This is a genomic window from Pleionea sp. WD8-19, from assembly GCF_055326765.1.
The window spans coordinates 21,228-46,435 of the sequence record NZ_JBUZOU010000003.1 but is presented as its reverse complement, the minus strand read 5'-3'; the positions used below and the strand labels follow the sequence as shown (position 1 = coordinate 46,435).

The window sequence follows — 25,208 nt, the reverse complement described above, 5'->3', positions numbered from 1 at the left end:
AATTAGGCTTTACTTGGAGTACAGCTCCACAATCAGGTTTTCGTTGATTTCGGTAGGTAAATCGCTGCGCTCAGGAACGCTTTTGAAAGTACCTTCCATTTTTTTCTCATCAACTTCTACCCATGTTGGTTTATCACGTTGTGCAGCAAGTTCCAATGCTGCTTTAATTCGTGCCTGACCTTTTGACTTTTCACGAATCGTGATTACGTCTTCGGGTTGTACCTGATAGGACGGAATGTTGACAACTACGCCATTCACCATCAACGACTTGTGACTGACTAATTGACGAGCTTCTGCGCGAGTTGCTCCAAATCCCATACGGTAAACTACGTTATCCAATCGCGATTCTAGTAGTTGCAACAAGTTTTCGCCAGTAGCACCAGTACGACGAGCCGCTTCTTTGTAGTAGTTACGGAATTGCTTTTCTAAAACACCATACATGCGGCGTACTTTCTGCTTTTCACGTAACTGAACACCATAATCAGACAAACGTGGGCGTTTTGAGCCATGCTGACCTGGTGTTTGATCGATTTTACATTTACTTTCAATTGCACGTACGCCACTTTTCAGCATCAAATCGGTGCCTTCGCGACGTGACAATTTTAGCTTTGGACCACGATATCTAGCCATCTTTCGTCTCCGTTATCTTACACGCGTCGCTTCTTGGGCGGACGACAACCATTATGAGGAATAGGGGTCACATCAGTGATGTTAGTGATCTTGAAACCAGCTGCGCCAAATGCTCGAACAGCAGATTCGCGGCCAGGTCCAGGACCTTTAACGAATACTTCAAGATTCTTCATACCCATATCCTTAACCATGTTGGCAACACGGTCAGCAGCCACTTGAGCTGCAAATGGTGTACTTTTACGTGAGCCACGGAAACCCGATCCACCGGCAGTTGCCCAAGCCAGAGCATTACCTTGACGATCGGTTACGGTTACAATGGTGTTATTAAATGAGGCATGAATGTGAGCCATGCCATCAACCACATGCTTTTTAACCTTTTTACGGGTTTTTGTTGGTGTTTTTGCCATAATTCAAATCCTAGCGTTAATTTTTAATCGGCTTGCGAGGGCCTTTGCGAGTACGAGCGTTGGTTTTGGTACGTTGACCACGAACCGGCAAACCACGACGATGACGAATGCCACGGAAACAACCCAGGTCCATCAATCGCTTAATATTCATACTCACTTCACGACGTAAGTCACCTTCAACTGTAAACTTAGCGACTTCAGCTCGCAATTTTTCGATCTGAGCTTCATCCAGATCTTTGATTTTTACACTAGGCTCGATACCCGCTGCTTCACAAATTGCCAAAGCGCGAGGGCGGCCAACACCGTAAATCGCAGTTAATGCGACATCTGCATGCTTATGTACAGGAATGTTAATGCCAGCTATACGGGCCATTTAATCAAACTCCACTCTATATGTTTTGGCTACCCTAGCCAAAAAGGCGCAATAGGATAGCCGCTAAACGGGTAAATTACAACCTGTTTATATTTATCTACCAATTAACCCTGACGCTGCTTGTGTCGTGGGTCTTCACAAATCACACGCACACTGCCATGACGACGAATGATTTTGCAGTTACGGCAAATCTTTTTTACCGAAGCACGAACTTTCATAACCTACTCCAAAAGTCTTCCGCATACCTTAGTCTATCCGCTTAGCGGATTTGACCGGCAGCGCCATAATTTTTGAAATTTGCCTTTTTCAATACTGATTCGTAATTGCGAGACATCATATGGCTTTGAACTTGCGCCATAAAATCCATTACCACAACTACAATAATCAGCAATGAAGTACCACCAAAGTAGAAAGGCACTTGCGAAAACAAGATTAGAAATTCTGGGAGCAAACACACTATAGCCATATAGAGCGCACCAGCCAGAGTTAGCCGCGTCATAACCTTGTCGATGTATTTCGAGGTTTGTTCGCCAGGACGGATCCCAGGAATAAACGCTCCTGACTTCTTCAAGTTGTCTGCTGTTTCACGAGGATTCATGGTCAAAGCAGTGTAGAAGAAACAGAAAAAGATAATACCGATTGCGTAGAGAAGAATGTACAAGGGATTTCCCGGTTGCAACTGCACGGTAATATCGCGCAACCAGCCCAAGTTTTCGTTACCCTGACCAACCCATTGCATAATGGAACCAGGGAACATGATGATTGCGGTTGCAAAGATAGCTGGAATGACACCCGCCATATTCACCTTTAATGGCAAATGGCTACTTTGCGCCGCAAATACTTTTCGGCCTTGCTGGCGTTTCGCGTAGTTAACAACAATTCGACGTTGACCACGCTCTACCCATACAACGAAGAAGGTAACAACAATTACCAATGCCGCGATACCCATCAGCGCTAATACATGAAGTTCACCCGTTCGAGCTTGTTCGACGGTAGTGCCAATCGCACCAGGTAAACCAGCAACAATACCGGCAAAAATCAACATCGAAATACCATTTCCGATACCACGCTCGTTGATTTGCTCCCCTAGCCACATCAAAAACATGGTTCCTGTTACTAGAGACACTACGGCTCCAAAGTAAAACGCAAAACCAGGATTAGGCACAATACCTGGCAACATACCTGGCAAATTCATGGAAATACCAATCGCTTGTATAGTTGCCAATACTAATGTCAAATAACGCGTATACTGATTCAACTTGCGACGACCAGCCTCACCTTCTTTTTTCAGTTGCTTGAGTCGGTCATCCACAAATCCCATGATCTGAATTATGATCGAGGCTGAAATGTAAGGCATGATCCCCAAAGCAAACACACTGGCTCTTGACAAGGCTCCACCGGAGAACATGTTAAACATCGCTAACAAATTACCCGATTGCTGCTCCAACATTTGTTGCAACACGGAAGCATCGATTCCGGGAACCGGAATAAAAGAACCAATACGAAAAACAATGAGTGCGCCGAGCAAAAACAACAAACGTTGTTTCAGCTCAGACAAACCACTATTTTGAGATGAAGCGGGTCCTTTAGCCATTAGCCTTCTACCTTACCACCAGCGGTTTCGATAGCCGCTTTAGCGCCTTTGGAAACGCGAATCGATGCTGCTACTGTTACCGCTTTTTTGATTTCACCAGAAAGCATGACCTTAACGTTTTCAATATTATTATTGATCACGCCAGCTGCTTTCAAACTCAACAAATCGACAACTTCGCCTTCTACCTTGTTCAGTTCGCCTAAACGAACTTCTGCAGAAACTAGTGATTTACGAGAGGTAAAACCAAACTTTGGTAAACGCTGCTTGAGAGGCATCTGACCGCCTTCAAAGCCGGCATTTACTTTCCCACCTGATCGAGACTTGAGACCTTTATGACCACGACCTGCCGTTTTGCCTAAAGTGCTACCAATCCCACGACCAACACGCTTACGAGCTTTTTTTGCCCCTTCAGCAGGGCTCAAAGTATTTAATCGCATTTTAGTCCTCCACGCGTACCATGTAGTAGACTTTATTCGCCATACCACGGTTTTCAGGTGTATCAATCACCTCAACGGTATGACCAATTTTGCGTAAACCCAGGCCAGCTAAACACGCTTTATGTGCTTTTAGTCGGCCAATGCTTGAACGCGTTTGAGTCACTTTAAATGTTTTCGTTGCCATGACAATCACTCCAGAATTTCTTCTACAGACTTGCCACGCTTGGCAGCCATTGACTCAGGAGTCGCCATGTTCGCTAACCCTTTAATCGTGGCACGCACGATATTAATCGGATTAGTAGAGCCATTACTCTTGGCCAATACGTTTTGAATACCAAGTACTTCGAATACAGCGCGCATCGCACCACCGGCAATAATTCCGGTACCTTCAGATGCAGGCTGCATGTAAACCTTAGAGGCTCCATGTGCAGCGTTAATCGCGTGCTGCAACGTGTGACCATCTTTCAGTTCTACTTGAACCATATTGCGACGAGCTTGCTCCATCGCTTTTTGAATTGCTGCTGGAACTTCGCGGGCTTTACCGCGACCAAAGCCAACTTTACCTTTACCATCGCCGACAACAGTTAAAGCGGTGAAAGAGAAAATACGACCACCTTTAACCACCTTGGCGACACGGTTAACGTTGACTAATTTTTCCACCAGACCTTCGGTGTTGTTCACTTCTTGTCTAGCCATCATTCAACCCTTAAAACTGGAGACCTTTCTCTCGAGCCGCATCCGCCAATGCTTTAACTCGACCATGGTATTTAAAACCAGAGCGATCAAACGCAACGTTTAATACGCCTGCCTCTAAAGCACGTTCTGCAACCAGATTACCGACTTTAGCGGCGGCTTCAACGTTACCCGTGCTTTTCAGTTCGCCTTTAACAACCTTCTCCAATGATGAAGCGGCTGCTAAAACACGACCATCTTCTGCTGAAATAACCTGCGCATAAATATGGCGTGGCGTACGATTGACGACCAAGCGATTTACACCCAACTCTTTCATGTGATAGCGCCCAGAAGCGGCGCGACGAATTCTAGCTTGCTTCTTATTCATGACGACGCCCTACTTTTTCTTCGCTTCTTTACGACGAATATTTTCGTCAGCATAACGAACACCTTTACCTTTGTATGGCTCTGGCGGACGATACGCGCGAATATTAGCTGCAACTTGACCAACTAACTGCTTGTCAGCCCCTTTTACGACTACATCCGTATTAGAAGGAGTTTCTACAGTGATTCCTTCTGGAACTTCATAGTCTACCGGATGAGAGAAACCCAGCGTCAAACTTAAAGTTTTACCTTTGGCCTGCGCACGATATCCCACGCCCACCAGTTGCAACTTCTTTTCGAAGCCGTCACTGACACCGATAACCATATTGTTAACGATTGAACGCATAGTTCCAGCAAACGCATTAGCGTTAGCAACACCTTCTTTTGGCTCAAACGTCAACACATTGTCCTGCTGTTTCACATCAACAGCAGTGTGCAAAACATTTTTTAGTTCGCCTTTACTACCTTTAACGGTAATTTCTTGTCCATTGATGGTGACATTAACACCCGATGGAATCGAAACTGGATTTTTAGCTACTCGTGACATGATTCAACTCCTTAACTTACGGTGCAAATCACTTCACCGCCGTGACCGGCAGCACGTGCAGCTTTATCAGTCATCACACCTTTTGAGGTTGATACGATAGCGATACCCAGTCCACCTAGAACTTTTGGTAACTCATCAACCTTTTTGTAAATGCGAAGACCAGGACGACTAACTCGCTTGATGTTGTCGATAACCGGGCGTCCTTCGTAGTATTTTAATACGACTGATAGGACACGCTTGTTACCGGCTTCTTCCGAAACTGAGTAGTCACTGATATAACCTTCATCTTTCAACACGTTGCACACATTGAGTTTTTGCTTAGAAGAAGGCATGGAAATGGATTTTTTGCCTGCTGATTGACCGTTACGAATACGGGTCAATAAGTCAGCAATTGGATCTTGCATACTCATGACGATTCTCCCAAATCTTACCAGCTAGCTTTAACCAAGCCAGGAACGTCTCCCTTCATCGCATGCTCACGCAATTTATTTCGGCAAAGGCCGAATTTGCGTAAGTAGCCATGAGGACGACCCGTGACTCGGCAACGATTATGTTGACGAACAGGACTTGCATTACGTGGCAACTTTTGCAATTTCAGTTGCGCTTCCCATTTGTCATCGTCACTCGCATTGGGATCCAGGATAATCGCTTTCAATTCTGCGCGTTTTTTTGCGTATTTCGCGACAGTACGAGCGCGTTTTTTTTCACGCTCTATCATTGATACTTTAGCCATAACCTCGTTCCTTAACTCTTGAGGGGGAAGTTAAAGGCGTCTAACAACGCTCGAGCTTCTTCGTTAGAATCCGCAGTGGTTGTGATAGTAATATCCAGACCACGCACCTTATCGACTTTATCGTAGTCGATTTCTGGGAATACGATTTGCTCTTTAATCCCTAGAGAGTAATTACCACGTCCGTCAAATGACTTAGGGTTTAAGCCACGAAAGTCACGGATACGAGGAATAGCAATAGAAATCAATCGCTCGAAGAATTCCCACATTTTTTCGCCACGCAATGTTACCTTACATCCAATGGGATATCCTTCACGGATTTTAAAACCAGCGACAGACTTTCGAGCTCGGGTTACTACCGGCTTTTGGCCTGAGATTGCGGTCATATCGTTCATTGCATGTTCGATAACTTTCTTGTCGCCTACCGCTTCACCCAGACCCATGTTCAATGTGATCTTTGTAATGCGTGGGACTTGCATGACAGATTTGTAGCCAAACTTCTCTTGAAGTTGCTTGACTACATTGTCTTTGTATAAGTCGTGCAGTTTCGCCATCTTTAATTCACCAAGTTAGATTAAATATCAATCTGCTCACCAGAAGACTTGAAAATACGTACTTTTTTCCCATCATCCAGTGTCTTGATACCAACACGGTCAGCTTTACCAGTTGCCGGATTGAAAATTGCTACATTAGAAACATCAAGTGGTGCTTCTTTTTCAATGATGCCACCCTCAATACCAGCTTGCGGATTAGCGCGCTGGTGCTTTTTCACTATGTTTGCGCCTTCAACGATAACTTTATCGTGTTCAACTAAAACTTTAGTGATCTTGCCACGCTGACCTTTGCTTTTGCCTGCGATTACTATGACTTCATCGCCGCTTTTGATCTTACGCATGCCTTAAGTCTCCTTATAACACTTCAGGAGCCAGTGATACGATTTTCATGAACTTGTCACCACGTAATTCACGGGTTACAGGTCCAAAGATACGCGTACCAATCGGCTGCAAGTTATTGTTCAGAAGAACCGCTGCGTTGCCATCAAAGCGAATAATGGATCCGTCAGGACGGCGAACACCCTTACGGGTACGAACGACAACCGCGTTCAAAACATCACCTTTCTTAACTTTTCCGCGTGGAATCGCTTCTTTGACACTCACCTTAATTACGTCACCTATATTGGCGTAACGTCGGTGCGATCCTCCCAAGACCTTTATACACATTACTCGACGAGCACCGCTGTTATCGGCGACATCAAGCATCGATTGCATCTGGATCATCGGTTATCTCCGCATTCAACCCGCATTCATAGCCGATAGTCCGGCAAAAAGGACGCGGGAGTATACATTAAAATCATTGGCAAGTCACAGTGTTTCACTGTGACTCATCTAATTAGTTTGCTTTTTCGACAATCTCAACAAGCTGCCAGGTTTTTGACTTTGACAGAGGGCGGCTCTCTACCACTCTGACCACGTCGCCCATACGGCACTCGTTGTTCTCATCATGAGCATGTACTTTGGTCGAGCGCTTGATAAATTTTCCATACAAAGGATGCTTTACTTGGCGTTCGATTAGCACGGTGATGGTTTTATCCATCTTGTCGCTCACTACTTTACCCAGCAGTGTGCGCTTTACAGTTGCTTGCTCGCTCATTACGAATCTGCCTTCTGGTTAAGTACAGTTTTCACGCGCGCGATATTGCGGCGCACCTGTTTCAGTTGATGCGTTTGATTCAACTGGCCAGTTGCATGCTGCATACGCAGATTAAACTGCTCTTTGCTAAGCTCGATCAGCTCTGCATTCAGCTCATCAACGCTTTTTTCACGTAAATCACTTGCTTTCATTACATTACCGTCCGAGTTACAAAGGTGGTTCTAACTGGCAACTTAGCAGCCGCTAATTGGAATGCTTCTCGAGCCAGCGCCTCTGGTACCCCTTCAACTTCGTATAACACACGACCGGGTTGGATCTGGGCTACCCAGTATTCCACACTACCCTTACCTTTACCCATACGTACTTCAAGAGGTTTTTGAGTAATTGGCTTGTCTGGGAATACCCGTATATAAACTTTACCAGCACGTTTCATATGACGTGTCATAGCACGACGTGCGGCCTCGATTTGGCGTGAAGTCAGTCGTCCACGAGTGGTAGCTTTTAAGCCAAACTCGCCGAAACTAACTTTACCACCAGCGATCGCAACACCGCGGTTACGACCTTTCTGTACCTTACGGAACTTCGTTCTTTTTGGTAATAACATGGTCGGTACCCCTACTTCTTCTTAGCTCGGGTGCCTTTCTTTTTAGGTGCTGGCGCTTCAGCTTCGGTTTGCTGTTGCTCTTCACCACCTAAAACTTCACCCTTGAAGATCCACACTTTCACACCAATTACACCGTAAGTGGTGTGTGCTTCTGACGTTGCGTAATCGATATTGGCTCGTAGAGTGTGCAAAGGTACACGACCTTCACGGTACCACTCGGCTCGAGCAATCTCTGCACCGCCTAAACGTCCAGAAACCTGGATTTTGATACCACCAGCTCCTAATCGCATAGCATTTTGTACCGCTCGTTTCATAGCACGACGAAACATGACGCGACGCTCTAATTGCTGTGCAACACTGTCGGCAACTAATTGGCCGTCCAGCTCAGGCTTTCGTACTTGCTCAATATTAACTTGAGTAGGAAGACCTGTCTTATTAGAAAGCGCTTTACGCAACTTTTCGATGTCTTCACCTTTCTTACCGATCACGATACCAGGACGCGCCGTATGAATGGTGATTCTCAATGCTTTGGCCGGACGCTCAATTTCGATACGAGAAACAGAGGCTGAAGCCAGCTCTTTATGCAACCATTTACGGATCGCGATGTCGCTTTCCAGGTTGTCGGCATAATCTCCACGCTCAGCATACCAGGTGGCATTGTGCTGCTTGACAATCCCTAAACGGATACCGGTTGGATGTACTTTCTGACCCATTACCTATCTCCTACTTTTCCGCGACTTTAACGGTGATGTGGCACGAACGCTTGAAGATGCGATCAGCTCTACCCTTGGCACGCGGTTTAATGCGCTTCAATGTTGGGCCTTCGTCTACGAAAACAGTTGAAACTTTCAACTCATCGATATCAGCACCATCATTGTGTTCGGCGTTTGCAATGGCAGACTCCAACACTTTTTTCATTAAGCCAGCGGCTTTTTTGGGACTGAATTGTAAAAGCTGTAAAGCTCGCTCAACCGGCAGACCGCGAATTTGATCGGCTACCAAACGGGCTTTTTGCGCGGAGATGCGTGCATGTCTTAAAACTGCTTGAGTTTCCATGTTGTCCTCCGCCTTATCGCTTGGATTTCTTGTCAGCAACGTGGCCTTTGTAAGTACGAGTCGGTGCAAACTCACCCAACTTGTGACCTACCATGTCTTCCGTTACGAAAACAGGCACGTGTTGCTTACCGTTATGAACCGCAATAGTCAGGCCAACCATCTCAGGTGAGACCATGGAACGGCGTGACCAGGTTTTAATCGGCTTCTTGCTATTCGTTTCAAGGGCCGTTTCGACTTTCTTCATCAAGTGAAGGTCGATAAATGGGCCTTTCTTTAATGAACGTGGCACAGTTCTACCCTCTGTTATTTCTTGTTACGACGACGCACAATCAGTTTGTCGGTACGTTTGTTACTACGAGTCTTCTTGCCCTTAGTTGGTACACCCCATGGAGTTACAGGATGACGGCCACCTGAGGTACGTCCCTCACCACCACCGTGTGGATGGTCGACTGGGTTCATAGCAACGCCTCGAACAGTAGGACGAACTCCACGCCAACGCGATGCACCGGCTTTACCCAGTGAGCGCAGCATATGTTCGGCGTTACCAACTTCACCAATGGTCGCACGACAATCAGCCAGAACCTTACGCATTTCGCCAGAGCGTAAGCGCAAAGTGACATAACCACCGTCGCGAGCAACGATTTGCGCGTAAGTACCAGCAGAACGTGCGATTTGAGCCCCTTTACCAGGCTTCATTTCAACACAATGAACCGTAGTACCTACCGGAATGTTGCGCATTGGCAAAGTGTTACCTGCTTTAATTGCAGCGTGGTCTCCTGAAAGGATCGCATCACCGGCTTGCAGGCCTTTAGGCGCAATGATGTAACGACGCTCGCCGTCTGCGTACAGAACCAGAGCGATGTTAGCACTGCGATTTGGATCGTATTCCAGACGCTCAACTGTGCCTGGAATACCGTCTTTATTACGTTTGAAGTCAACGATACGATAATGTTGGCGATGCCCGCCACCAATGTGACGTACCGTTATGCGACCGTTATTGTTACGGCCACCTTTCTTGCTCTTTTTGTCCAACAGAGCTGCATGTGGCTTGCCTTTGTGCAAGTCAGGGTTGACCACTTTAACGACAAAGCGACGCCCTGCAGAAGTTGGTTTAGCTTTAACAATAGCCATCTTAATTCACCTCTTCGCTTATTCGGCGCCTACAAAGTCGATGTCCTGACCTTCTTTCAGAGACACGTAGGCTTTTTTCCAATTTTTACGACGGCCGGTCATTGCACCTACGCGCTTGGTTTTACCATTCACGTTCAGGGTACGTACGGACTCCACCTCTACTTCAAACATGGCTTCAACCGCTTTTTTAATTTCCAGCTTGTTCGCGTCTTTCGCAACTTTGAAAACGAACTGACCGTTTTCTGCATTGATAGTCGCTTTTTCAGAAATGTGAGGTGCCAAAAGCACTTTTGCTAAACGTTCTTGGTTCATCCCAGCATCTCCTCGAATTTCTTAACTGCCGCAACAGTCATTAACACCTTATCAAAAGCGATCAGGCTGACGGGATCAACACCTTGAGGGTCGCGCACTTCAACTTTGTGCAAGTTGCGCGAAGCCAGGTATAAATTCTCTTCAACGTTATCAGTTACGATTAAAACGTCTTTCAGACCGAACTCTTTTAACTTACCAACCAATTCTTTGGTTTTTGGCGCAGAAACCGCAAAGTCTTCCACCACAATCAGACGCTCTTGACGAACCAGTTCAGAAAGGATGGCCTGCATCGCACCGCGATACATTTTCTTATTTACTTTTTGCGTGTAGTCCTGTGGTTTAGCAGCGAATGTAACACCACCGCTACGCCAGATTGGACTACGAATGGTACCGGCACGTGCGCGGCCTGTACCTTTTTGACGCCAAGGTTTTTTACCACCACCGCTGACTTCGCTACGCGTTTTTTGAGCACGGGTTCCAGAACGAGCCGCTGCCATATAAGCAACAACTACTTGATGAACCAAAGACTCATTGAACTCGCGGCCAAACGCGGATTCGGAAACTTGCAGAGCTCCACTAGCGTTATTACCGGGAACAGATAAATTAATTTCCATTCGTCTTCCCCTTAGCCTACCTTAACTGCAGGACGAACAATTACGTCACCGCCAGTGGCACCAGGTACGGCACCTTTGATTAAAATAATGTTGCGATCGGCGTCAACACGAACTACTTCAAGCGTTTGAGTAGTCACTTGCTCAGCACCCATGTGACCGGACATTTTCTTGCCTTTGAATACGCGACCAGGTGTTTGGTTTTGACCAATGGATCCTGGTACACGGTGAGAAATCGAGTTACCGTGCGTCGCGTCTTGGCCACGGAAGTTCCAGCGTTTGATGGTACCGGCGAAACCTTTACCTTTTGAAGTTCCGGTAACATCTACTTTTTGACCCGCTTCGAAGATATCAACTTTAATTTCTCCGCCCAGCTCAAGGCCATCGGTAGTGTCCACACGAAATTCCCATAATCCGCGACCTGCTTCAACACCGGCCTTTTTGAAGTGGCCAGCGGCAGCTTTATTTACACGAGAAGCTTTTTTACTACCCGTAGTCACCTGAACAGCACTGTAGCCGTCAGTCTCTTGTGTTTTAACCTGAGTGATGCGATTGGCTTCTACTTCAATCACCGTTACAGGGATGGACTCTCCAGCCTCTGTAAATACTCGGGTCATACCGCATTTGCGGCCTACGATTCCGATTGTCATGTTACGGCCCTCTAAATGATGCTGAAAATGCAAGCATCTCTAGTCAAGATTCTTATCAGTTACAACTTTTCAGTTATACCCGGCTTTCGATTATGACAAGCTGATTTGAACGTCAACGCCAGCAGCCAGATCCAGCTTCATTAACGCGTCAACAGTTTTATCAGTTGGTTCAACAATGTCTACCAAACGTTTGTGAGTACGAATTTCGTACTGGTCACGCGCATCTTTGTTCACGTGAGGAGAAATCAGTACGGTATAACGCTCTTTTCGAGTAGGTAATGGAATAGGTCCACATACCTGAGCACCAGTACGTTTCGCAGTGTTCACGATTTCTGCAGTAGACTGGTCAATCAACTTGTGGTCGAAAGCTTTTAGTCGAATTCGAATACGCTGCTTTGCCATCGCAAAGACACTCCAGTTAGTCAATTTAAAAATGTCAAAAACCGCCCTCCCATAACGTGCTATTGGGAAACGGCAGTCTTACCAGTTCGAACCCCATATTAGGTTCGATTGTCCTTTGGCAGACCTCTCGTTTGTGTCTGCTCACCGATTAAAGCAGTTAGCCCTTATTGAAATAAGGTGCGGTCATCGATGTTTATCCATATCCCTATCAGGAGGGCGCGCCATTATAGGGAAAGTTCATTTGCTAAGCAACACTGGCTACCGAATATTTTTCAAGAAATCCATTTATAGTACTTTGCTACCATCGACAAATGTCATTAAAAGCCTTCTAAACTACTGAATACCTTAAGCATTCAGCTTTCTCAATGCGGCATTTTTAACTCTCCTAATGAAGGCTATAAGAGGATAGCAGAAAAACACGCATAAATTTTTCGGCTTTGCGTGAATTTTATTCAATAAGCTATAACTGTTATGAATTAACTAGTGTATAATGCGCGCCTTTCGCGAAAAGCACCCCGAAAACAAGTTTATTTTTAACGTTAAGAGTAGAACAATGGCTGATTTATCTAAATACAGAAATATAGGCATTTTCGCTCACGTGGACGCGGGTAAAACCACCACTACTGAGCGTATTTTGAAACTGACCGGAAAGATCCATAAAACAGGTGAAGTCCATGACGGTGAATCAACCACCGACTTTATGGAGCAGGAAGCAGAGCGTGGAATTACTATCCAATCAGCCGCTACCACTTGTTTCTGGAAGGATCACCGTTTAAACATCATCGACACCCCCGGACACGTTGACTTCACCGTTGAAGTTTACCGTTCGCTTAAAGTTCTTGATGGTGGTGTGGGTGTTTTCTGTGGTTCCGGCGGTGTTGAGCCTCAATCCGAAACCAACTGGCGCTACGCGAATGATTCAGAAGTTGCGCGAATTATCTTTGTTAACAAACTCGACCGCATGGGTGCCGACTTCTACCGCGTTGTTAAACAAGTAGAAGACGTATTAGGCGCGAATCCTTTAGTTATGACTTTACCTATTGGTATCGAAGACGATTTTAAAGGCGTTGTCGATGTGCTAAGTCAAAAGGCTTACGTATGGGACGACTCTGGATTGCCTGAAAATTACGAAGTCGTTGATATTCCTGAAGACTTAAAAGAGAAAGCGGCAGAATATCGCGAAAAATTAATCGAAACGGCAGTCGAACAAGACGACGATTTGATGGAAAAATACCTAGAAGGTGAAGAACCTTCTATTGAAGACATCAAGCGTTGTATTCGTAAAGGCACTCGTGACCTAGCGTTCTTCCCTACGTTCTGTGGCTCTGCCTTCAAGAACAAAGGTGTACAGTTGGTTCTTGATGCTGTTGTTGACTACCTGCCATCGCCTACCGAAGTTGATCCACAACCTTTGACTGATGAAGAAGGTAATGAAACGGGCGAATTTGCAAAAGTTGATATTGATGAGCCTTTACGAGCGCTTGCGTTCAAAATTATGGACGACCGTTTTGGTGCCTTAACCTTTATTCGTATTTACTCCGGTAAAATGACTAAGGGTATGACGGTTCTGAACTCTTTCACCGGTAAAACGGAGCGTATCGGCCGTATGGTTGAAATGCACGCCAACGAACGTACTGAACTCGACAGCGCTCAAGCCGGAGACATTCTTGCAGTCATCGGTATGAAAAATGTTCAAACCGGACATACGCTCTGTGACGTTAATCACCCTTGCACTTTGGAACCTATGGTCTTTCCAGATCCCGTTATCTCTATCGCGGTTGCTCCAAAAGACAAAGGCGCATCTGAAAAGTTGGGTGTTGCACTATCAAAAATGGTTGCTGAAGATCCTTCGTTCCAGGTTGAAACTGATCAAGACTCTGGCGAAACCATCCTGAAAGGTATGGGTGAACTGCACTTGGATATCAAAGTGGATATCCTGAAGCGTACTCATGGTGTTGAATTGGATGTCGGTAAACCTCAAGTAGCTTACCGCGAAACCATCACTCAACGAGTGGAAGACAGTTATACCCACAAGAAGCAGTCTGGTGGTTCAGGTCAGTTCGGTAAAATTGATTACATTATCGAGCCAGGTGAACCGAACAGTGGCTTTACCTTTGAGTCAACCGTTGTTGGCGGTAACGTACCGAAAGAGTTCTGGCCTGCAATCGAAAAAGGCTTTAAAGGTATGATGGCTGAAGGTGTATTGGCTGGGTACCCGGTGCTTGACGTAAAAGTAAACCTGTTCGACGGTTCTTACCACGCGGTTGACTCTTCAGCGATAGCTTTCGAAATCGCCGCTAAGGGCGCTTTCCGTCAATCCATTCCGAAAGCAGGTCCTCAGTTGCTAGAGCCTATCATGAAAGTGGATGTGTTCACTCCAGAAGATCACGTAGGTGATGTTATTGGTGACTTGAACCGTCGTCGCGGTATGATCGGAGGCCAAGAAGCCGGTCCGACTGGCGTACGTATTAAAGGCGACGTACCTCTGTCTGAAATGTTCGGCTACATCGGTCATCTGCGTACCATGACTTCTGGTCGTGGTCAGTTCTCTATGGAGTTCTCGCACTACGCGCCTTGTCCAGCAAACGTTGCTGAACAAGTGATCGCCGAAGCAAAAGAGCGTAAAGAGAAGAAATAATTTCTCCGCTTTAAATGCTCGTAGTTAATAACCCCGATTGGTGAAAACCTTTCGGGGTTATTTTTTATTTCGGATAAGTGCTAAGTTGGACTTATGACAACCATTGTCTCGGCCATACTTCCATTACTCATTATGATTGCCCTAGGTTTTGCCCTGGGACGAATTGAGTTTCTGACTCGAGAGCAATTTAATGGGCTTTCCAAGCTAACCTTTATTGTATTTATTCCCGCTTTGCTATTTTTAAGTATTTACCAAAGTGAAAGTAATACCGGCTTATCGGTTGATTTATTACTCGCCTTTTATGGGCCGGTTGTGCTTCTGTTTGGTTTGGCTTTTCTGTTGTTCCATCTTGGATTTAAGAAAACTTTTCCGAAAACCGAATTACTCTGTCTGGCGGCTACATTTTCCAATAATGTTTTGATTGGCGTTCCAGTGTTGCTGGCTCTAATTGGTGAAATAATCCTGTTACCCGCATTTTTTATCATCGCCTTTCACAGCCTACTATTGTTTACGCTCACAACCTTAACCGCCAATATTACCCAGGAAAAAGCAGGAAGCTGGTATCGCTCGATTGCAGCCAGTGTTTGGATTAGCACACGCAGTCCCATAGTGCTCAGTTTACTCAGCGGTCTAGTACTTCGTTGGTTACATTTCGAGCTTCCCGAAATCGTTCTGACACCACTGAGCTATTTAAAATTGGCCGCCCTACCTTGCGCCTTAATTGTTCTGGGCGCTACATTAGGTCAGTATCGTGTAGAGGGTAATCACTTACTTACGGGAATAGTTGCAGCACTGAAATTGTTAATACTGCCCGCTTTCATTTGGTTGTGTTGCGTGCACCTGTTCGAATTACCTACCTTACTCACTACCATTGCAGTGACCCTGTCCGCTTCACCAGTGGGGATCAATGTGTTTATGTTTGCATCTCAAGATCCAGAGTCTTCCCCTTATCTGGCCTCTATGGTATTGATCTCCACACTCCTTTCCATTTTCACCATTCCTTTTTGGTTATTTTGGCTAAAGCTGGTTTAGGTGTGTCGATAACCAATCAACTTGCGATGATAAATTAATCAATTATAATGGCGGCCTTTCAGCTTTCGCTGATTTCAAAATACGATGAACCCCAAGCACCGAATTTACGTTTCGGCTAGCAGGAGAAAATATGACTTACGACAACCCGCAGTATGTCGTCTGCGCCCTTTATAAATTTGTAAAGCTCGACCAATTCGAATCCCTACGTCAACCACTGTTAAAAGTAATGACCGACAACAAAATCGTTGGCACTTTGCTTTTAGCACACGAAGGCATTAATGGCACCGTTGCCGGCTCAAGACAGTCGATCGACACTCTATTGGCCTGGCTAAATAGCCAAGAAAACTTAAATCCTATCGAGTTCAAAGAATCCTATACCGACATTTCACCTTTTAAACGCACTAAGGTAAAACTGAAAAAAGAAATAGTTACCATGGGCGTGGAAGACATCGATCCGAACAAAGTAGTCGGAACCTATATCGAACCGAAAGACTGGAATGCGTTGATCAGTGATCCAGAAGTCATTCTGGTGGATACGCGTAACGACTACGAAGTGGAAGTAGGCACCTTTCAAAACGCGATCAACCCACACACAGAAACGTTCCGTGAGTTTCCTCAATACGTTAAAGATCACCTCAACCCAAACAAGCATAAAAAAGTCGCCATGTTCTGTACCGGAGGCATTCGTTGTGAAAAATCAACAGCTTACTTAAAGGAACAAGGGTTCGAAGAGGTTTATCACCTGAAAGGTGGCATTTTAAAATACTTGGAAGAAGTCCCCAAAGAACAAAGCATGTGGCAAGGCGAATGTTTTGTGTTTGACGATCGGGTGACGGTAAATCATGACTTGGAACGAGGCGGTTATGATCAATGCAATGCCTGCCGATTACCCATTACCGAAAAGGATAAACAAAGCGATCGTTTTGTTCAGGGCGTCAGTTGTCCACATTGTTATGACAAAACAACACCTGAGCAAAAAGAGCGTTATGCACAGCGAGAAAAGCAGATTCAACTGGCAAAACAGCGTGGTGAAGCCCATTTAGGAAACGAAGCCGCTACGATGCTAGCGCAAAAACAAAAGAAAAAACGCAAAAAGATTTCTACGCTAAAAACGACAGTTTGAATATTCAAATAATAAAATGAAAAGCCCTATCAAAAGTAGAGTTTTGATAGGGCTTCTAGCTAAAAGAACTCCACAATCATACAATGGAGTTCTTTTGCATTAAACTAAAACTCAGCGAAAAAATCAACTCAACCCGCTGCTTTTTCTAACTTCACAAGCTGATCTTTCTGTTCCCGTGTCAATTTATGAATGCTTTTAATAAGGCACTTCATTTCGTTCGATTTAGGAACGGTTATCGAGTCAAACTTGGCGCTCAACGATGAACCTTTGTTATTCACGACAATCGAATGAGAAAAATCGAGGCCGTAACATGGGCTTTTTAGGGTAATCAAATAAGGTTTACTAAAACTCGTTGAAATAATCAGATGCTCCCTATCGAGCGCATTCCAACCATAAAATCGAAATGCGTTTATCTTTGCTATCGACTCCAACTGTTGTGAGCTGACATAACTCTGGTAGACGCTTTCTTTTTTAACAACTTGCTTCCCCGTCGAAGCACAGCTCGACAAACAGAATAACGCAATAATAGGCCAAACGATTTTCATATTTTTCTCCTCTTAAAGTCTCATTAATCCTTAACGAAGAACCTATCCAATTGGTTGACAAAAGGCAATCTCATTTTTAATCGTTAACGGCACAGGTCGCTTCACACCTGTGCCGTTTGGAATGGCTATTAAGAAGCAGCAACCAAGCTCTTATTCAACGCACTCCAGTTGTAGGTTCGTTTGGAACATAAAGTTGGATTGCGTCGTGTGTCGTTCAGCAAAGAAAAGATCAAAGCTGTATCGGTTACCCGGCGTAATACCCAAGTAATCTGCCATTTCATCCAGATCGATCGACTTTTCAATTGCAGAATGCACACCACCAATATCAATCGCTAGTTTTCCATTGATAAACAACCAGAGATCATCATCACCGCGGAAGGTAAAGACTTCACCGCCTTGATAGTCGAATTCCAAATGCGTTTCTAGCGTAAAGTGATAGTTATGATCTGGCGTTGTCAATCCGGAATTACCAAACCCTTCACCATCAATCGGGAAGAAGCTGCTGTTGCTGTATTCCCAGATGGTAGAGTCTGGTTCGCGGGTCATCACCAGAGTTTTACTGATATTGATGTTTATACCATCGACATCGTGATACCACTTGTAGAACCAGAAAGCACTGTGTGTCGTTAGCGTACCTTCGTCACCGTGTAAATATCCCGGTTTACCTTCCCAGTTTAAATCTTCTCCAACGATGCCATAATCTTCTCCAATTCGATATTCAAAATCTGGATGTTCTGGCGTAAAATCGCGGATCGTAACTGGAATCACACGCTGAGTATTGCTGTCCAGCTCACACACCGGAGGAACATCCTCGGCTTCAATAGTAACGGTGTCTGGCAAACTGTCGAGCGTGCCATCATTCACCATCAACTGCAGCACATAAGTCCCAGCTTTAGTCGGTGTAAACTCAGGGTTAACGCTTTGTGCATTCATCAGGTTCGGCGCGCCACCTTCCGGATGACTTGAAACACTCCAACGATAGCTGATCGCCTCTCCCTCAGGGTCGTAGCTGCCACTACCGTCCAACTGAACCAAATCATCGACATTCACAGTGCGCGAAACACCTGCTTCAGCCACTGGGCGCAAGTTTTGGGTCGATATCATGACCGTATCGGGGGCACTGTCGACTCGTCCATCATTTACGATTAACTGGAACACGTAATCACCCGAACGATCGATATCCAGTTGCGGACCCACGGAAGCAGGATCCGACAAAGTCGCTTGGCTGGACTCTGGCTTGGTGACGATACTCCAACGATAACTGATAGCGTCACCATCGGGATCATAGCTTGCAGAACCATCTAACGTTGCCTGAGAACCCACATAGGCACTTTGATCGGGACCTGCTTTAGCGACAGGAGCGACATTGTCTTCGATCGTCAAAACCACAGTATCAGGCTCACTCCAAATAAAGCCATCATGCACTCGCAGTTCTACTTGATAAGTACCGGGCAAGCTCAACGTAATGGTCGGTTTTACAGAAGAAGTATCCGACAAGGTACTTTGTCCACCATCGGGTTGACTGATAATTTGCCACTCGTAACTAAGTGGATCACCATCCATATCACTACTCGCAGAACCGTCGAGCGTTAAAGTTTCCCCTTCATATGCCGTTTGATCCATTCCAGCATTGGCTACCGGCCGAGTATTTTGTGGTGTCAATGCAATCACATCCGGAGCACTGTCGACCTGGCCATCATTGACCACCAGTTGCAACTGATAGGTTCGTTGATCACCGATGTTGACTCTGGGTGAAACGGATGTTGAGTCAGAAATCGAAATATTGGAAGAATCCGCTGGTGCAACAACCGACCAACGATAAGTCAAACGATCGCCATCAATGTCGTAGCTGCCCGAACCATCGAGCTGGATTTCCGTATTCGGATGGAACGGTTGATCATTACCAGCATTGGCAACAGGCGCACTATTTTGACTCTCAGAAGTAATCGTAACCGTATCCGATTGACTGTCTTTTTGCCCATCATTAACCACCAACTGTATGACATATTGTCCAACCGCAGAGGCAGTAAAGGTTGGGTTTGCACCGTCGGCGTTGGCAAGCTCTACATTGCTACCATCGGGTTGACTGATCAGAATCCACTCGAAAGTAAGAGCAGCCCCTTCAGGATCAAAGCTAGCCGAACCATCCAAAGACACCAAACTATCTAGAGTGACTGTCTGATCAGCTCCAGCATGAGCTACTGGCGGCTCATTGGCGGCAGTGACCTCAATAGAAACACTGTCTGGATCACTGTCTTCACGGCCGTCGTTTACGACCAACTGCGCAACATACTGGCCTTGAACATCGGGAGTTAAACCAGGATTAACACGATCCGAATTCATTAAAACAGCAGCACTACCGTCTGGCACGCTAGTCAAAATCCAACTGTAGCTGAGAGGATCACCGTCAGGGTCGGAACTTCGCGAACCATCCAACTCAATTGCAACATCCACTTCACTGGTTTGGTTGCTCCCGGCATCTGCGATCGGCCGTTGGTTGGAGCGCTCAACAGTAATGACCGCAGAGTCGGGACGGCTGCTGAACTCCGCGTCTCGTACGACAAGTTCCAAGGTATAGCTACCTTCTCGATCCGCTGTGAGCGATGCATTGACGCTGGTCGCATTCACCAAATTCGCAGAGCTGCCTTCGGGTTGGCTGATTAACGTCCATTGGTAAGTTAAACGGTCACCGTCTGGGTCATGACTGGCCGAGCCATTTAAAATAAAGTTTTGCCCGGTTAACCCCTGCTGATCGGCACCAGCATCAGCGATAGGCGGCTGGTTATTTTTTACGACAGAAATCGTAACGGTATCAATGCCACTGTCCAACTGACCGTCGTTCACAATCAATTGGATCACATAATTGCCTTCTACGTCCGGTGTCAGTTGTGGGTTCACACTGTTGCTACTGTAAAGTGAAGTACTGCTGCTCGAGGGTTTCGACTGAATACTCCAACGATAAGTTAAAGCATCCCCATCCACATCGCTACTGCCAGAACCATCGAGAGTGAAACTTTGCCCAAGCTCACCGGATTGATCATTACCCGCATTGGCAACCGGAGCATTATTTGGAGGTGTATCGACGCTCACATTGACCGTATCTGGAGCGCTATCGATAGAGCCATCATTCACAATCAGCTGCAACCGGTAGCTTCCAACTCGATCCGGAGTAAAGTCTGGGTTAACACTGTTCGCGTTATTCAATGTTGCGTTACTACCTTCGGGTGCACTCAAAACCATCCATCGATAACTCAAAGGATCACCGTCGGCATCGGTACTGCCACTACCATCAAGCTGAACTCGAGCGCCGAGATTGACCGACTGGTCGTTACCGGCATGCGCTATCGGAGCGTAATTGTCTACGACAGCGGTAATAGTCATACTGTCGGTAGCACTGCCATCTCTACCATCGTTGACCATTAATTGAATCCGATACTGTCCAGCAACATCGGCTTGAAGTTCCGGCGCCACACTGTTTGCATTAATTAAAACCGACTGACTGTTTTCGGGTTGTGCAGTGATAACCCAATCGTAGCTTAAACGATCACCATCGGGATCGTAGCTGTCAGAACCATTCAGTTTGAACAACTCTCCAACAAGACCAGACTGATCCGTACCGGCATTGGCAACCGGTGGATTGTTTGGAAACTCACACACAATTCGCGTTGCGTCTTCATTGTCAACGAAGTCAGGCTCAAACGCAGCTAACGACATCGTCGCATTGCGTTGCGATTGACCAAGTGCCAGTTCACTGAAGACAACCCCGTTACGAGCGCGCACTACCGGTAACCGGCTATCGTCAGCAGGGTTGTAAGACCAGATCCCATAACGCACATCGAGCACGCCGGATGTATCCGTTCCTTGGCAGAAGCGATTAACACCTTGTTCGAGAATGGAACATTGCGACCAACTGACTAAAAGTCGGTTGGAGCCATCACGGTAAGGTCCAAAAGAACTGTACCAACCGGTTGTCGAGTACTGACCCGGATAAAAATCGACTTCCATTGATGTTAACGAGCGTGGTGAAAATTCGCCAAACACAGTGTTATTTTTATCGCCATGTATAGGCTGAAACTCAAGAAGAGCACCGCCTAATACGGAATTGTATTGGTGTTTTGCAAGCGTCAAAAGGTTTCCGTTTTCTCCTTGAATAATGTGCTCGAGCGCTAAAAATGCAGCTTCTGAAGCATCCAAAGTTGAGGTTTTATACAATTGTTGCATTGCCCTACTGTTTGCATTAATGGTCAACAATTGATAGTGATGTGTGACAAAAACGGGTCCTTGCTCGGTTAATTTAGCGTAACGGCATTGTTTATCTTGCGACCAGAGTTCCGGCAAAGTTAATCCAGCAGCAACCGGTGAACGTTCATCGGCGTAACTCTCTGCGGTGCACTGTTCTGCAGGTTGTACACTGCGCTGCCATCGAACAAAAGCAATGCGTCCATCTTGTAACAGCGTTGTATTTAAATCGTGATTTGTACGCCCGTAGGTCAATTGAACGATATTGCGACCATCGAGTGACATGCGGTGAAGCAACGATGGATTTTCTACGGGGTCAACTTGTTCACAAAGCTCACCCACCAATTCAATATTTTCTCGAGGATTATCAGGGTCACCTGCATCACGATCGGAAGAGAAGACAATTTGACCATCGAAAGTAAAACTTGGGTTTGTATCGTGACCGGCATTGGCGATGGCGTCGTCAGCAATCACTCGACGAACCGTATTATTTTCAAAAGAATAAAGGTAAATGCTCCAAGTCGAGTGTACGGCGTGAGTTTCGGGACCACGAGCTGCGAAGATTAACGTTTTTCCATCGGGAGATACATTTAAGTCTTTAACGTCGTAAGCAGTAAAACCAAAATAATCTGACAATACTTCCTGGTCGATCGCATCAACTTCCAACCCTGAGCGTACATGCAATTGAGCACCAGGAAAATAGGCATAAGGTGAGTGCAAATCGAGTGGCGATTGTTCTGAGCTCAACAACGATTGTTCGAATTGACGCTGGTACGCATCCGCTTGCGACGATATATTTCGTTGCACGTAAGCAAATGGAATGGATTGTTTAAACTCCAGTTCATTGGTGCGCTCCTCTTCTGACTCACTTTTACAAGCAGACAAGATTAAAAAAGCAGCAGCAATTAAATACCAACGGTTTGTACATTTAATTAAAGAAGACATAAGATTTACCCCGATTTTTCGTTCTTCTTCGGACTTGTAGTTTGCCACTTTTACATCTGGAAAATATGGAAGAAATTCACATATCGAATAAAATCTCGTCAAGAGCTAAGGCTGAGTTTGCTTTGACTTTTTAAAGCGATTATTTTAACAATTTCGAGTTATACAAGTGTTGCAAAAAAGCGACAATTGTTTAGCTCAGGACAAGCTATTTTAATCGTGCTCTTTCCGTAACATTTAAAAACGTAGGCTTCCATTGCCTATTATATATTCGTAATCATACGAACAATTTTCGAGCAAAATACCGCACCATTAAATACAAAATAAGGCTAGAAAAAAGAGCCTATCATCGGCAAGAATAATCGGCTCTCAATGACAAATTTTAATCAGTAATGTCATTTCACTCACATCCATGTGTTACCAAAATCTAGCTGGGTATAAAGACAAACTTATACTCAACTTCAGTTGCAGAAACATCTGCAGAACCAAAATTAATTTGGCTAATGCGATTTAAAATATTTTGCTCCAACTCATGTAATGAAAGTTCGCTATTAACAAGTTTTAAATCCGTAATGTTTCCATCTGGCTGAATAATTAAACGAAATACAAACTTTCCATTTAATTCTGGATATTGTGACAACGCACGATTATACAGCGCGTAAATTGCTCCTTTTTTCTCTTCGAATATTCTGCGAATACTTTCCATATCTCGTTGCCCACTCTGATAACTGTGAAATGCATTACTGCCATTACTGACGCCTTCGCTAACAACACTATCCACCTGGGTCGTCGAGTGTGAAGAGAGCTGAGTTATCTCTCCCTTCATCATATTATCCTGAACACTAATCCCAATACTTCGCCGAGCCGCTTTGTTTTCCCCCAGCACTTTATGGTCCACGGTTGCAACCATACCAGCGCTTTTGGTCGTGATTTGTTTTTTCTTCATGCCGGCAACATCGAGCGCTCCTCTCAAAGCATTTAATTCACTGGTTACCTGCGCTAAGCCTTGAGACTTTTGTAACGCTGCTTTGGTGTCGACCGGTTCGCGCTTAGCCGCTTGTTGTTGATTGTTGCCCTTTTTCGGTTTGTTTTTTTCGACCTTGGGTTTAACTTTTGCGGGCTTGGGCTTTGGACGAGGTTTAAGTTTTGGTTGAACAACTTCTGGTTCTGCAAAAACCTTTTTCTTTAATATCACTTTGGTTTTAACCAGTTCCTTCTCACGAGGCTTTATTTCTGACTCAAAAACAGGTAACCAAGGAACGACTAAAAACAGCAGTAACAACACGGCGGTGGCAATTTTACACCACTTTTTAAACGTTTCTTCCTGCTCTTTTAATGGCCGCCAGGGTAATGCGAGATCCAACGCTAAGGGTTGTAATGTAATTGCAGTCATTTCAATCCCCCGAATTTCCACTTGCAGATGTCGAAGTCACGTTATTGTCTTCCATTGAAGGCGCATCACTGCTCATGGAAGCCATCAAAAACGATTGACTGGCAACTCGATTAACCGCCAATGAAATATCGCGAAAATCGTTTTCACTGCACGTTGTCATTACACTTTTTAGTAAACTGAACGAAACAGACTTATCACCCATAATCGTCACCGCAAGCCCATTTTCTTTTTCATAAGGAGACAACTCACCTTTACGTTCGGTATAGCTTTGCAGTGCTTGTGCAAGCTCTGTTAAAAAGTCGCCTTCACCTTTTAATACGGTTTCTTGCTCAACAACTTTTTCATCATTTAACCAAAGGCCATCTTCAGCGATCATTATCACGGCTTCCACATGAGGAGCGGCGCTGGCGCTGGAATCGGGTAATTTAATGAATTTAGCGTTTTCTAAACGATCGCTATCACCCGCGTTAATCAATAGAAAAAACACCAAAATGGTAAAAATGTCCATCAAAGCGACCAAGTTTAATTTAGTACTAAACTTTGGCTTTTTAACCGCATTAAAATCGAGTTGTGAAGAACTAATACTTGAACTGACCATATTATTTAATGCTCGCATCGGCCAGAGAAATCTCCGGAAACAATTCGACCTCTACTAAGCTAGCAGTCAGTACGGTTTTATAAGACTTGACTGCATCCATAGTAGATACCAGTGTCTGATAGTCGACGCCAGGTTCCGATAAAATCAGAACATCGCGTTTCTCATTCAATTGTTGCTTCACTTGCTGCAACACCAATGACAGGGTAGCAAAATCGTATTGCTCACCTTCATCCGAAACTTTATTCGGAATATCCTGAATCATCACATTTCCCGGATAAAAGACCTTAATGCTTTTGTCGGTTAACAAAACTTCCAATTGCGAAGGAGACTCATTGGCACTGGTTGCGCTTTGATTCAAATTTGGTAGCTTTATTTCATGTACCGTTATTTGCGTAAACGTCAAACTTAACAGCATTACCGGAACCAGAACGATCATCAGATTCATAAAAGATGTGACATCGAGTTCCGCGTCTTCTTGTTCCGATTTTTTGAATTTTAAAGCCATAAT

General features: G+C 45.2%; 34 protein-coding genes. 3 read left to right on the top strand and 31 right to left on the bottom strand.

The annotated features are described in order from the left end of the window. Positions 1 to 9: 9 nt before the first annotated feature. The 26 genes from rpsD to rpsJ all read right to left on the bottom strand — a co-directional run bounded on the left by rpsD (position 10) and on the right by rpsJ (position 12,190). The gene (gene rpsD, locus ACTUJY_RS04505; RefSeq protein WP_463614865.1) at positions 10 to 630 is read right to left on the bottom strand and encodes a 30S ribosomal protein S4; all 621 of its coding nucleotides are present in this window, start codon (positions 628 to 630) and stop codon (positions 10 to 12) included. A gap of 17 nt (positions 631 to 647) precedes the next feature. After that, positions 648 to 1,037: a 30S ribosomal protein S11 gene (gene rpsK / locus ACTUJY_RS04500; protein WP_463614864.1), complete on the bottom strand. Its 390-nt coding sequence runs from the start codon at positions 1,035 to 1,037 to the stop codon at positions 648 to 650. 16 nt (positions 1,038 to 1,053) lie between these two features. Next, positions 1,054 to 1,410: a 30S ribosomal protein S13 gene (gene rpsM / locus ACTUJY_RS04495; protein WP_463614863.1), complete on the bottom strand. Its 357-nt coding sequence runs from the start codon at positions 1,408 to 1,410 to the stop codon at positions 1,054 to 1,056. 104 nt (positions 1,411 to 1,514) lie between these two features. Continuing rightward, positions 1,515 to 1,628: a 50S ribosomal protein L36 gene (rpmJ, locus tag ACTUJY_RS04490; RefSeq protein ID WP_463614862.1), complete on the bottom strand. Its 114-nt coding sequence runs from the start codon at positions 1,626 to 1,628 to the stop codon at positions 1,515 to 1,517. A 41-nt stretch (positions 1,629 to 1,669) separates the two neighbouring features. After that, on the bottom strand, positions 1,670 to 3,004 hold the full coding sequence (secY, locus tag ACTUJY_RS04485) for a preprotein translocase subunit SecY (RefSeq protein WP_463614861.1): 1,335 nt from the start codon (positions 3,002 to 3,004) through the stop codon (positions 1,670 to 1,672). After that, the gene (gene rplO / locus ACTUJY_RS04480; RefSeq protein WP_463614860.1) at positions 3,004 to 3,441 is read right to left on the bottom strand and encodes a 50S ribosomal protein L15; all 438 of its coding nucleotides are present in this window, start codon (positions 3,439 to 3,441) and stop codon (positions 3,004 to 3,006) included. Before rplO ends, secY begins: the two co-directional genes overlap by 1 nt. A gap of 1 nt (position 3,442) precedes the next feature. Further along, a complete protein-coding gene (gene rpmD, locus ACTUJY_RS04475; protein ID WP_463614859.1) occupies positions 3,443 to 3,625 on the bottom strand; it encodes a 50S ribosomal protein L30 in 183 nt (60 codons plus the stop codon). 5 nt (positions 3,626 to 3,630) lie between these two features. Continuing rightward, the gene (gene rpsE / locus ACTUJY_RS04470) at positions 3,631 to 4,137 is read right to left on the bottom strand and encodes a 30S ribosomal protein S5 (protein ID WP_463614858.1); all 507 of its coding nucleotides are present in this window, start codon (positions 4,135 to 4,137) and stop codon (positions 3,631 to 3,633) included. Between the two features lie 10 nt (positions 4,138 to 4,147). Continuing rightward, positions 4,148 to 4,501, bottom strand: coding sequence for a 50S ribosomal protein L18 (gene rplR, locus ACTUJY_RS04465; RefSeq protein ID WP_463614857.1), 354 nt, complete (start codon positions 4,499 to 4,501; stop codon positions 4,148 to 4,150). A 9-nt stretch (positions 4,502 to 4,510) separates the two neighbouring features. Next, on the bottom strand, positions 4,511 to 5,044 hold the full coding sequence (gene rplF, locus ACTUJY_RS04460) for a 50S ribosomal protein L6 (protein ID WP_463614856.1): 534 nt from the start codon (positions 5,042 to 5,044) through the stop codon (positions 4,511 to 4,513). Between the two features lie 11 nt (positions 5,045 to 5,055). Next, positions 5,056 to 5,454, bottom strand: coding sequence for a 30S ribosomal protein S8 (gene rpsH, locus ACTUJY_RS04455; protein WP_463614855.1), 399 nt, complete (start codon positions 5,452 to 5,454; stop codon positions 5,056 to 5,058). A gap of 17 nt (positions 5,455 to 5,471) precedes the next feature. Further along, positions 5,472 to 5,777: a 30S ribosomal protein S14 gene (rpsN, locus tag ACTUJY_RS04450; RefSeq protein ID WP_463614854.1), complete on the bottom strand. Its 306-nt coding sequence runs from the start codon at positions 5,775 to 5,777 to the stop codon at positions 5,472 to 5,474. 11 nt (positions 5,778 to 5,788) lie between these two features. Next, positions 5,789 to 6,328 (bottom strand): 50S ribosomal protein L5, encoded by a 540-nt coding sequence (gene rplE / locus ACTUJY_RS04445; RefSeq protein ID WP_463614853.1) that lies wholly within the window; start codon positions 6,326 to 6,328, stop codon positions 5,789 to 5,791. Positions 6,329 to 6,348: 20 nt separating this feature from the next. Next, positions 6,349 to 6,669, bottom strand: coding sequence for a 50S ribosomal protein L24 (rplX, locus tag ACTUJY_RS04440; RefSeq protein WP_463614852.1), 321 nt, complete (start codon positions 6,667 to 6,669; stop codon positions 6,349 to 6,351). 13 nt (positions 6,670 to 6,682) lie between these two features. Further along, entirely contained in the window at positions 6,683 to 7,051 is a 369-nt protein-coding gene (rplN, locus tag ACTUJY_RS04435) for a 50S ribosomal protein L14 (RefSeq protein ID WP_463614851.1), read from the bottom strand. A gap of 112 nt (positions 7,052 to 7,163) precedes the next feature. Further along, positions 7,164 to 7,424, bottom strand: coding sequence for a 30S ribosomal protein S17 (rpsQ, locus tag ACTUJY_RS04430; protein WP_463614850.1), 261 nt, complete (start codon positions 7,422 to 7,424; stop codon positions 7,164 to 7,166). Beyond that, on the bottom strand, positions 7,424 to 7,615 hold the full coding sequence (rpmC, locus tag ACTUJY_RS04425; RefSeq protein ID WP_463614849.1) for a 50S ribosomal protein L29: 192 nt from the start codon (positions 7,613 to 7,615) through the stop codon (positions 7,424 to 7,426). The genes rpsQ and rpmC overlap by 1 nt, the downstream gene beginning before the upstream one ends. Next, positions 7,615 to 8,028 carry a 50S ribosomal protein L16 gene (gene rplP, locus ACTUJY_RS04420; RefSeq protein WP_309204310.1) on the bottom strand — a complete coding sequence of 138 codons (414 nt, stop codon included), beginning with the start codon at positions 8,026 to 8,028 and terminating at the stop codon, positions 7,615 to 7,617. The genes rpmC and rplP overlap by 1 nt, the downstream gene beginning before the upstream one ends. A gap of 11 nt (positions 8,029 to 8,039) precedes the next feature. Beyond that, complete coding sequence (gene rpsC, locus ACTUJY_RS04415; protein WP_463614848.1) at positions 8,040 to 8,741, bottom strand: 30S ribosomal protein S3; 702 nt, start codon at positions 8,739 to 8,741, stop codon at positions 8,040 to 8,042. Between the two features lie 10 nt (positions 8,742 to 8,751). Continuing rightward, on the bottom strand, positions 8,752 to 9,084 hold the full coding sequence (gene rplV / locus ACTUJY_RS04410; RefSeq protein WP_463614847.1) for a 50S ribosomal protein L22: 333 nt from the start codon (positions 9,082 to 9,084) through the stop codon (positions 8,752 to 8,754). Between the two features lie 13 nt (positions 9,085 to 9,097). Further along, the gene (rpsS, locus tag ACTUJY_RS04405) at positions 9,098 to 9,373 is read right to left on the bottom strand and encodes a 30S ribosomal protein S19 (protein ID WP_463614846.1); all 276 of its coding nucleotides are present in this window, start codon (positions 9,371 to 9,373) and stop codon (positions 9,098 to 9,100) included. 14 nt (positions 9,374 to 9,387) lie between these two features. Next, a complete protein-coding gene (rplB, locus tag ACTUJY_RS04400) occupies positions 9,388 to 10,215 on the bottom strand; it encodes a 50S ribosomal protein L2 (protein ID WP_463614845.1) in 828 nt (275 codons plus the stop codon). 18 nt (positions 10,216 to 10,233) lie between these two features. Beyond that, positions 10,234 to 10,527, bottom strand: coding sequence for a 50S ribosomal protein L23 (gene rplW / locus ACTUJY_RS04395; protein WP_463614844.1), 294 nt, complete (start codon positions 10,525 to 10,527; stop codon positions 10,234 to 10,236). After that, positions 10,524 to 11,141, bottom strand: a complete 618-nt coding sequence (gene rplD, locus ACTUJY_RS04390) for a 50S ribosomal protein L4 (RefSeq protein WP_463614843.1) — start codon at positions 11,139 to 11,141, stop codon at positions 10,524 to 10,526. The genes rplW and rplD overlap by 4 nt, the downstream gene beginning before the upstream one ends. Positions 11,142 to 11,152: 11 nt before the next feature. Continuing rightward, the gene (rplC, locus tag ACTUJY_RS04385) at positions 11,153 to 11,788 is read right to left on the bottom strand and encodes a 50S ribosomal protein L3 (protein WP_463614842.1); all 636 of its coding nucleotides are present in this window, start codon (positions 11,786 to 11,788) and stop codon (positions 11,153 to 11,155) included. 90 nt (positions 11,789 to 11,878) lie between these two features. After that, complete coding sequence (rpsJ, locus tag ACTUJY_RS04380; protein ID WP_144393999.1) at positions 11,879 to 12,190, bottom strand: 30S ribosomal protein S10; 312 nt, start codon at positions 12,188 to 12,190, stop codon at positions 11,879 to 11,881. A gap of 553 nt (positions 12,191 to 12,743) precedes the next feature. Here rpsJ and fusA point away from each other — a divergent pair. The 3 genes from fusA (at position 12,744) to trhO (ending at position 16,983) form a co-directional block, all read left to right on the top strand. Continuing rightward, on the top strand, positions 12,744 to 14,828 hold the full coding sequence (gene fusA, locus ACTUJY_RS04375) for an elongation factor G (protein ID WP_463614841.1): 2,085 nt from the start codon (positions 12,744 to 12,746) through the stop codon (positions 14,826 to 14,828). Positions 14,829 to 14,921: 93 nt separating this feature from the next. After that, the gene (locus ACTUJY_RS04370; RefSeq protein WP_463614840.1) at positions 14,922 to 15,860 is read left to right on the top strand and encodes an AEC family transporter; all 939 of its coding nucleotides are present in this window, start codon (positions 14,922 to 14,924) and stop codon (positions 15,858 to 15,860) included. 130 nt (positions 15,861 to 15,990) lie between these two features. Beyond that, the gene (gene trhO / locus ACTUJY_RS04365; RefSeq protein WP_463614839.1) at positions 15,991 to 16,983 is read left to right on the top strand and encodes an oxygen-dependent tRNA uridine(34) hydroxylase TrhO; all 993 of its coding nucleotides are present in this window, start codon (positions 15,991 to 15,993) and stop codon (positions 16,981 to 16,983) included. Positions 16,984 to 17,111: 128 nt separating this feature from the next. Here the strand turns inward: trhO and ACTUJY_RS04360 are convergent, their stop codons facing one another. From ACTUJY_RS04360 to ACTUJY_RS04340, 5 genes are all read right to left on the bottom strand, one after another. Continuing rightward, a complete protein-coding gene (locus ACTUJY_RS04360; RefSeq protein WP_463614838.1) occupies positions 17,112 to 17,528 on the bottom strand; it encodes a DUF6491 family protein in 417 nt (138 codons plus the stop codon). A gap of 150 nt (positions 17,529 to 17,678) precedes the next feature. Next, the gene (locus ACTUJY_RS04355) at positions 17,679 to 22,712 is read right to left on the bottom strand and encodes a PKD domain-containing protein (protein ID WP_463614837.1); all 5,034 of its coding nucleotides are present in this window, start codon (positions 22,710 to 22,712) and stop codon (positions 17,679 to 17,681) included. Positions 22,713 to 23,136: 424 nt separating this feature from the next. Then, the gene (locus ACTUJY_RS04350) at positions 23,137 to 24,102 is read right to left on the bottom strand and encodes an AgmX/PglI C-terminal domain-containing protein (RefSeq protein WP_463614836.1); all 966 of its coding nucleotides are present in this window, start codon (positions 24,100 to 24,102) and stop codon (positions 23,137 to 23,139) included. A gap of 1 nt (position 24,103) precedes the next feature. After that, positions 24,104 to 24,718, bottom strand: a complete 615-nt coding sequence (locus tag ACTUJY_RS04345) for an ExbD/TolR family protein (protein WP_463614835.1) — start codon at positions 24,716 to 24,718, stop codon at positions 24,104 to 24,106. Then, positions 24,702 to 25,205, bottom strand: a complete 504-nt coding sequence (locus tag ACTUJY_RS04340; protein WP_463614834.1) for an ExbD/TolR family protein — start codon at positions 25,203 to 25,205, stop codon at positions 24,702 to 24,704. The genes ACTUJY_RS04345 and ACTUJY_RS04340 overlap by 17 nt, the downstream gene beginning before the upstream one ends. Positions 25,206 to 25,208: the final 3 nt, after the last annotated feature.

Bases quoted from the DNA above. Each gene is read 5' to 3' on its own strand.
- rpsD (WP_463614865.1), bottom strand. From the start codon at position 630: ATGGCTAGATATCGTGGTCCAAAGCTAAAATTGTCACGTCGCGAAGGC.
- rpsK (WP_463614864.1), bottom strand. From the start codon at position 1,037: ATGGCAAAAACACCAACAAAAACCCGTAAAAAGGTTAAAAAGCATGTG.
- rpsM (WP_463614863.1), bottom strand. From the start codon at position 1,410: ATGGCCCGTATAGCTGGCATTAACATTCCTGTACATAAGCATGCAGAT.
- rpmJ (WP_463614862.1), bottom strand. From the start codon at position 1,628: ATGAAAGTTCGTGCTTCGGTAAAAAAGATTTGCCGTAACTGCAAAATC.
- secY (WP_463614861.1), bottom strand. From the start codon at position 3,004: ATGGCTAAAGGACCCGCTTCATCTCAAAATAGTGGTTTGTCTGAGCTG.
- rplO (WP_463614860.1), bottom strand. From the start codon at position 3,441: ATGCGATTAAATACTTTGAGCCCTGCTGAAGGGGCAAAAAAAGCTCGT.
- rpmD (WP_463614859.1), bottom strand. From the start codon at position 3,625: ATGGCAACGAAAACATTTAAAGTGACTCAAACGCGTTCAAGCATTGGC.
- rpsE (WP_463614858.1), bottom strand. From the start codon at position 4,137: ATGGCTAGACAAGAAGTGAACAACACCGAAGGTCTGGTGGAAAAATTA.
- rplR (WP_463614857.1), bottom strand. From the start codon at position 4,501: ATGAATAAGAAGCAAGCTAGAATTCGTCGCGCCGCTTCTGGGCGCTAT.
- rplF (WP_463614856.1), bottom strand. From the start codon at position 5,044: ATGTCACGAGTAGCTAAAAATCCAGTTTCGATTCCATCGGGTGTTAAT.
- rpsH (WP_463614855.1), bottom strand. From the start codon at position 5,454: ATGAGTATGCAAGATCCAATTGCTGACTTATTGACCCGTATTCGTAAC.
- rpsN (WP_463614854.1), bottom strand. From the start codon at position 5,777: ATGGCTAAAGTATCAATGATAGAGCGTGAAAAAAAACGCGCTCGTACT.
- rplE (WP_463614853.1), bottom strand. From the start codon at position 6,328: ATGGCGAAACTGCACGACTTATACAAAGACAATGTAGTCAAGCAACTT.
- rplX (WP_463614852.1), bottom strand. From the start codon at position 6,669: ATGCGTAAGATCAAAAGCGGCGATGAAGTCATAGTAATCGCAGGCAAA.
- rplN (WP_463614851.1), bottom strand. From the start codon at position 7,051: ATGATCCAGATGCAATCGATGCTTGATGTCGCCGATAACAGCGGTGCT.
- rpsQ (WP_463614850.1), bottom strand. From the start codon at position 7,424: ATGAGCGAGCAAGCAACTGTAAAGCGCACACTGCTGGGTAAAGTAGTG.
- rpmC (WP_463614849.1), bottom strand. From the start codon at position 7,615: ATGAAAGCAAGTGATTTACGTGAAAAAAGCGTTGATGAGCTGAATGCA.
- rplP (WP_309204310.1), bottom strand. From the start codon at position 8,028: ATGTTATTACCAAAAAGAACGAAGTTCCGTAAGGTACAGAAAGGTCGT.
- rpsC (WP_463614848.1), bottom strand. From the start codon at position 8,741: ATGGGTCAGAAAGTACATCCAACCGGTATCCGTTTAGGGATTGTCAAG.
- rplV (WP_463614847.1), bottom strand. From the start codon at position 9,084: ATGGAAACTCAAGCAGTTTTAAGACATGCACGCATCTCCGCGCAAAAA.
- rplB (WP_463614845.1), bottom strand. From the start codon at position 10,215: ATGGCTATTGTTAAAGCTAAACCAACTTCTGCAGGGCGTCGCTTTGTC.
- rplW (WP_463614844.1), bottom strand. From the start codon at position 10,527: ATGAACCAAGAACGTTTAGCAAAAGTGCTTTTGGCACCTCACATTTCT.
- rplD (WP_463614843.1), bottom strand. From the start codon at position 11,141: ATGGAAATTAATTTATCTGTTCCCGGTAATAACGCTAGTGGAGCTCTG.
- rplC (WP_463614842.1), bottom strand. From the start codon at position 11,788: ATGACAATCGGAATCGTAGGCCGCAAATGCGGTATGACCCGAGTATTT.
- rpsJ (WP_144393999.1), bottom strand. From the start codon at position 12,190: ATGGCAAAGCAGCGTATTCGAATTCGACTAAAAGCTTTCGACCACAAG.
- fusA (WP_463614841.1), top strand. From the start codon at position 12,744: ATGGCTGATTTATCTAAATACAGAAATATAGGCATTTTCGCTCACGTG.
- ACTUJY_RS04370 (WP_463614840.1), top strand. From the start codon at position 14,922: ATGACAACCATTGTCTCGGCCATACTTCCATTACTCATTATGATTGCC.
- trhO (WP_463614839.1), top strand. From the start codon at position 15,991: ATGACTTACGACAACCCGCAGTATGTCGTCTGCGCCCTTTATAAATTT.
- ACTUJY_RS04360 (WP_463614838.1), bottom strand. From the start codon at position 17,528: ATGAAAATCGTTTGGCCTATTATTGCGTTATTCTGTTTGTCGAGCTGT.
- ACTUJY_RS04355 (WP_463614837.1), bottom strand. From the start codon at position 22,712: ATGTCTTCTTTAATTAAATGTACAAACCGTTGGTATTTAATTGCTGCT.
- ACTUJY_RS04350 (WP_463614836.1), bottom strand. From the start codon at position 24,102: ATGACTGCAATTACATTACAACCCTTAGCGTTGGATCTCGCATTACCC.
- ACTUJY_RS04345 (WP_463614835.1), bottom strand. From the start codon at position 24,718: ATGCGAGCATTAAATAATATGGTCAGTTCAAGTATTAGTTCTTCACAA.
- ACTUJY_RS04340 (WP_463614834.1), bottom strand. From the start codon at position 25,205: ATGGCTTTAAAATTCAAAAAATCGGAACAAGAAGACGCGGAACTCGAT.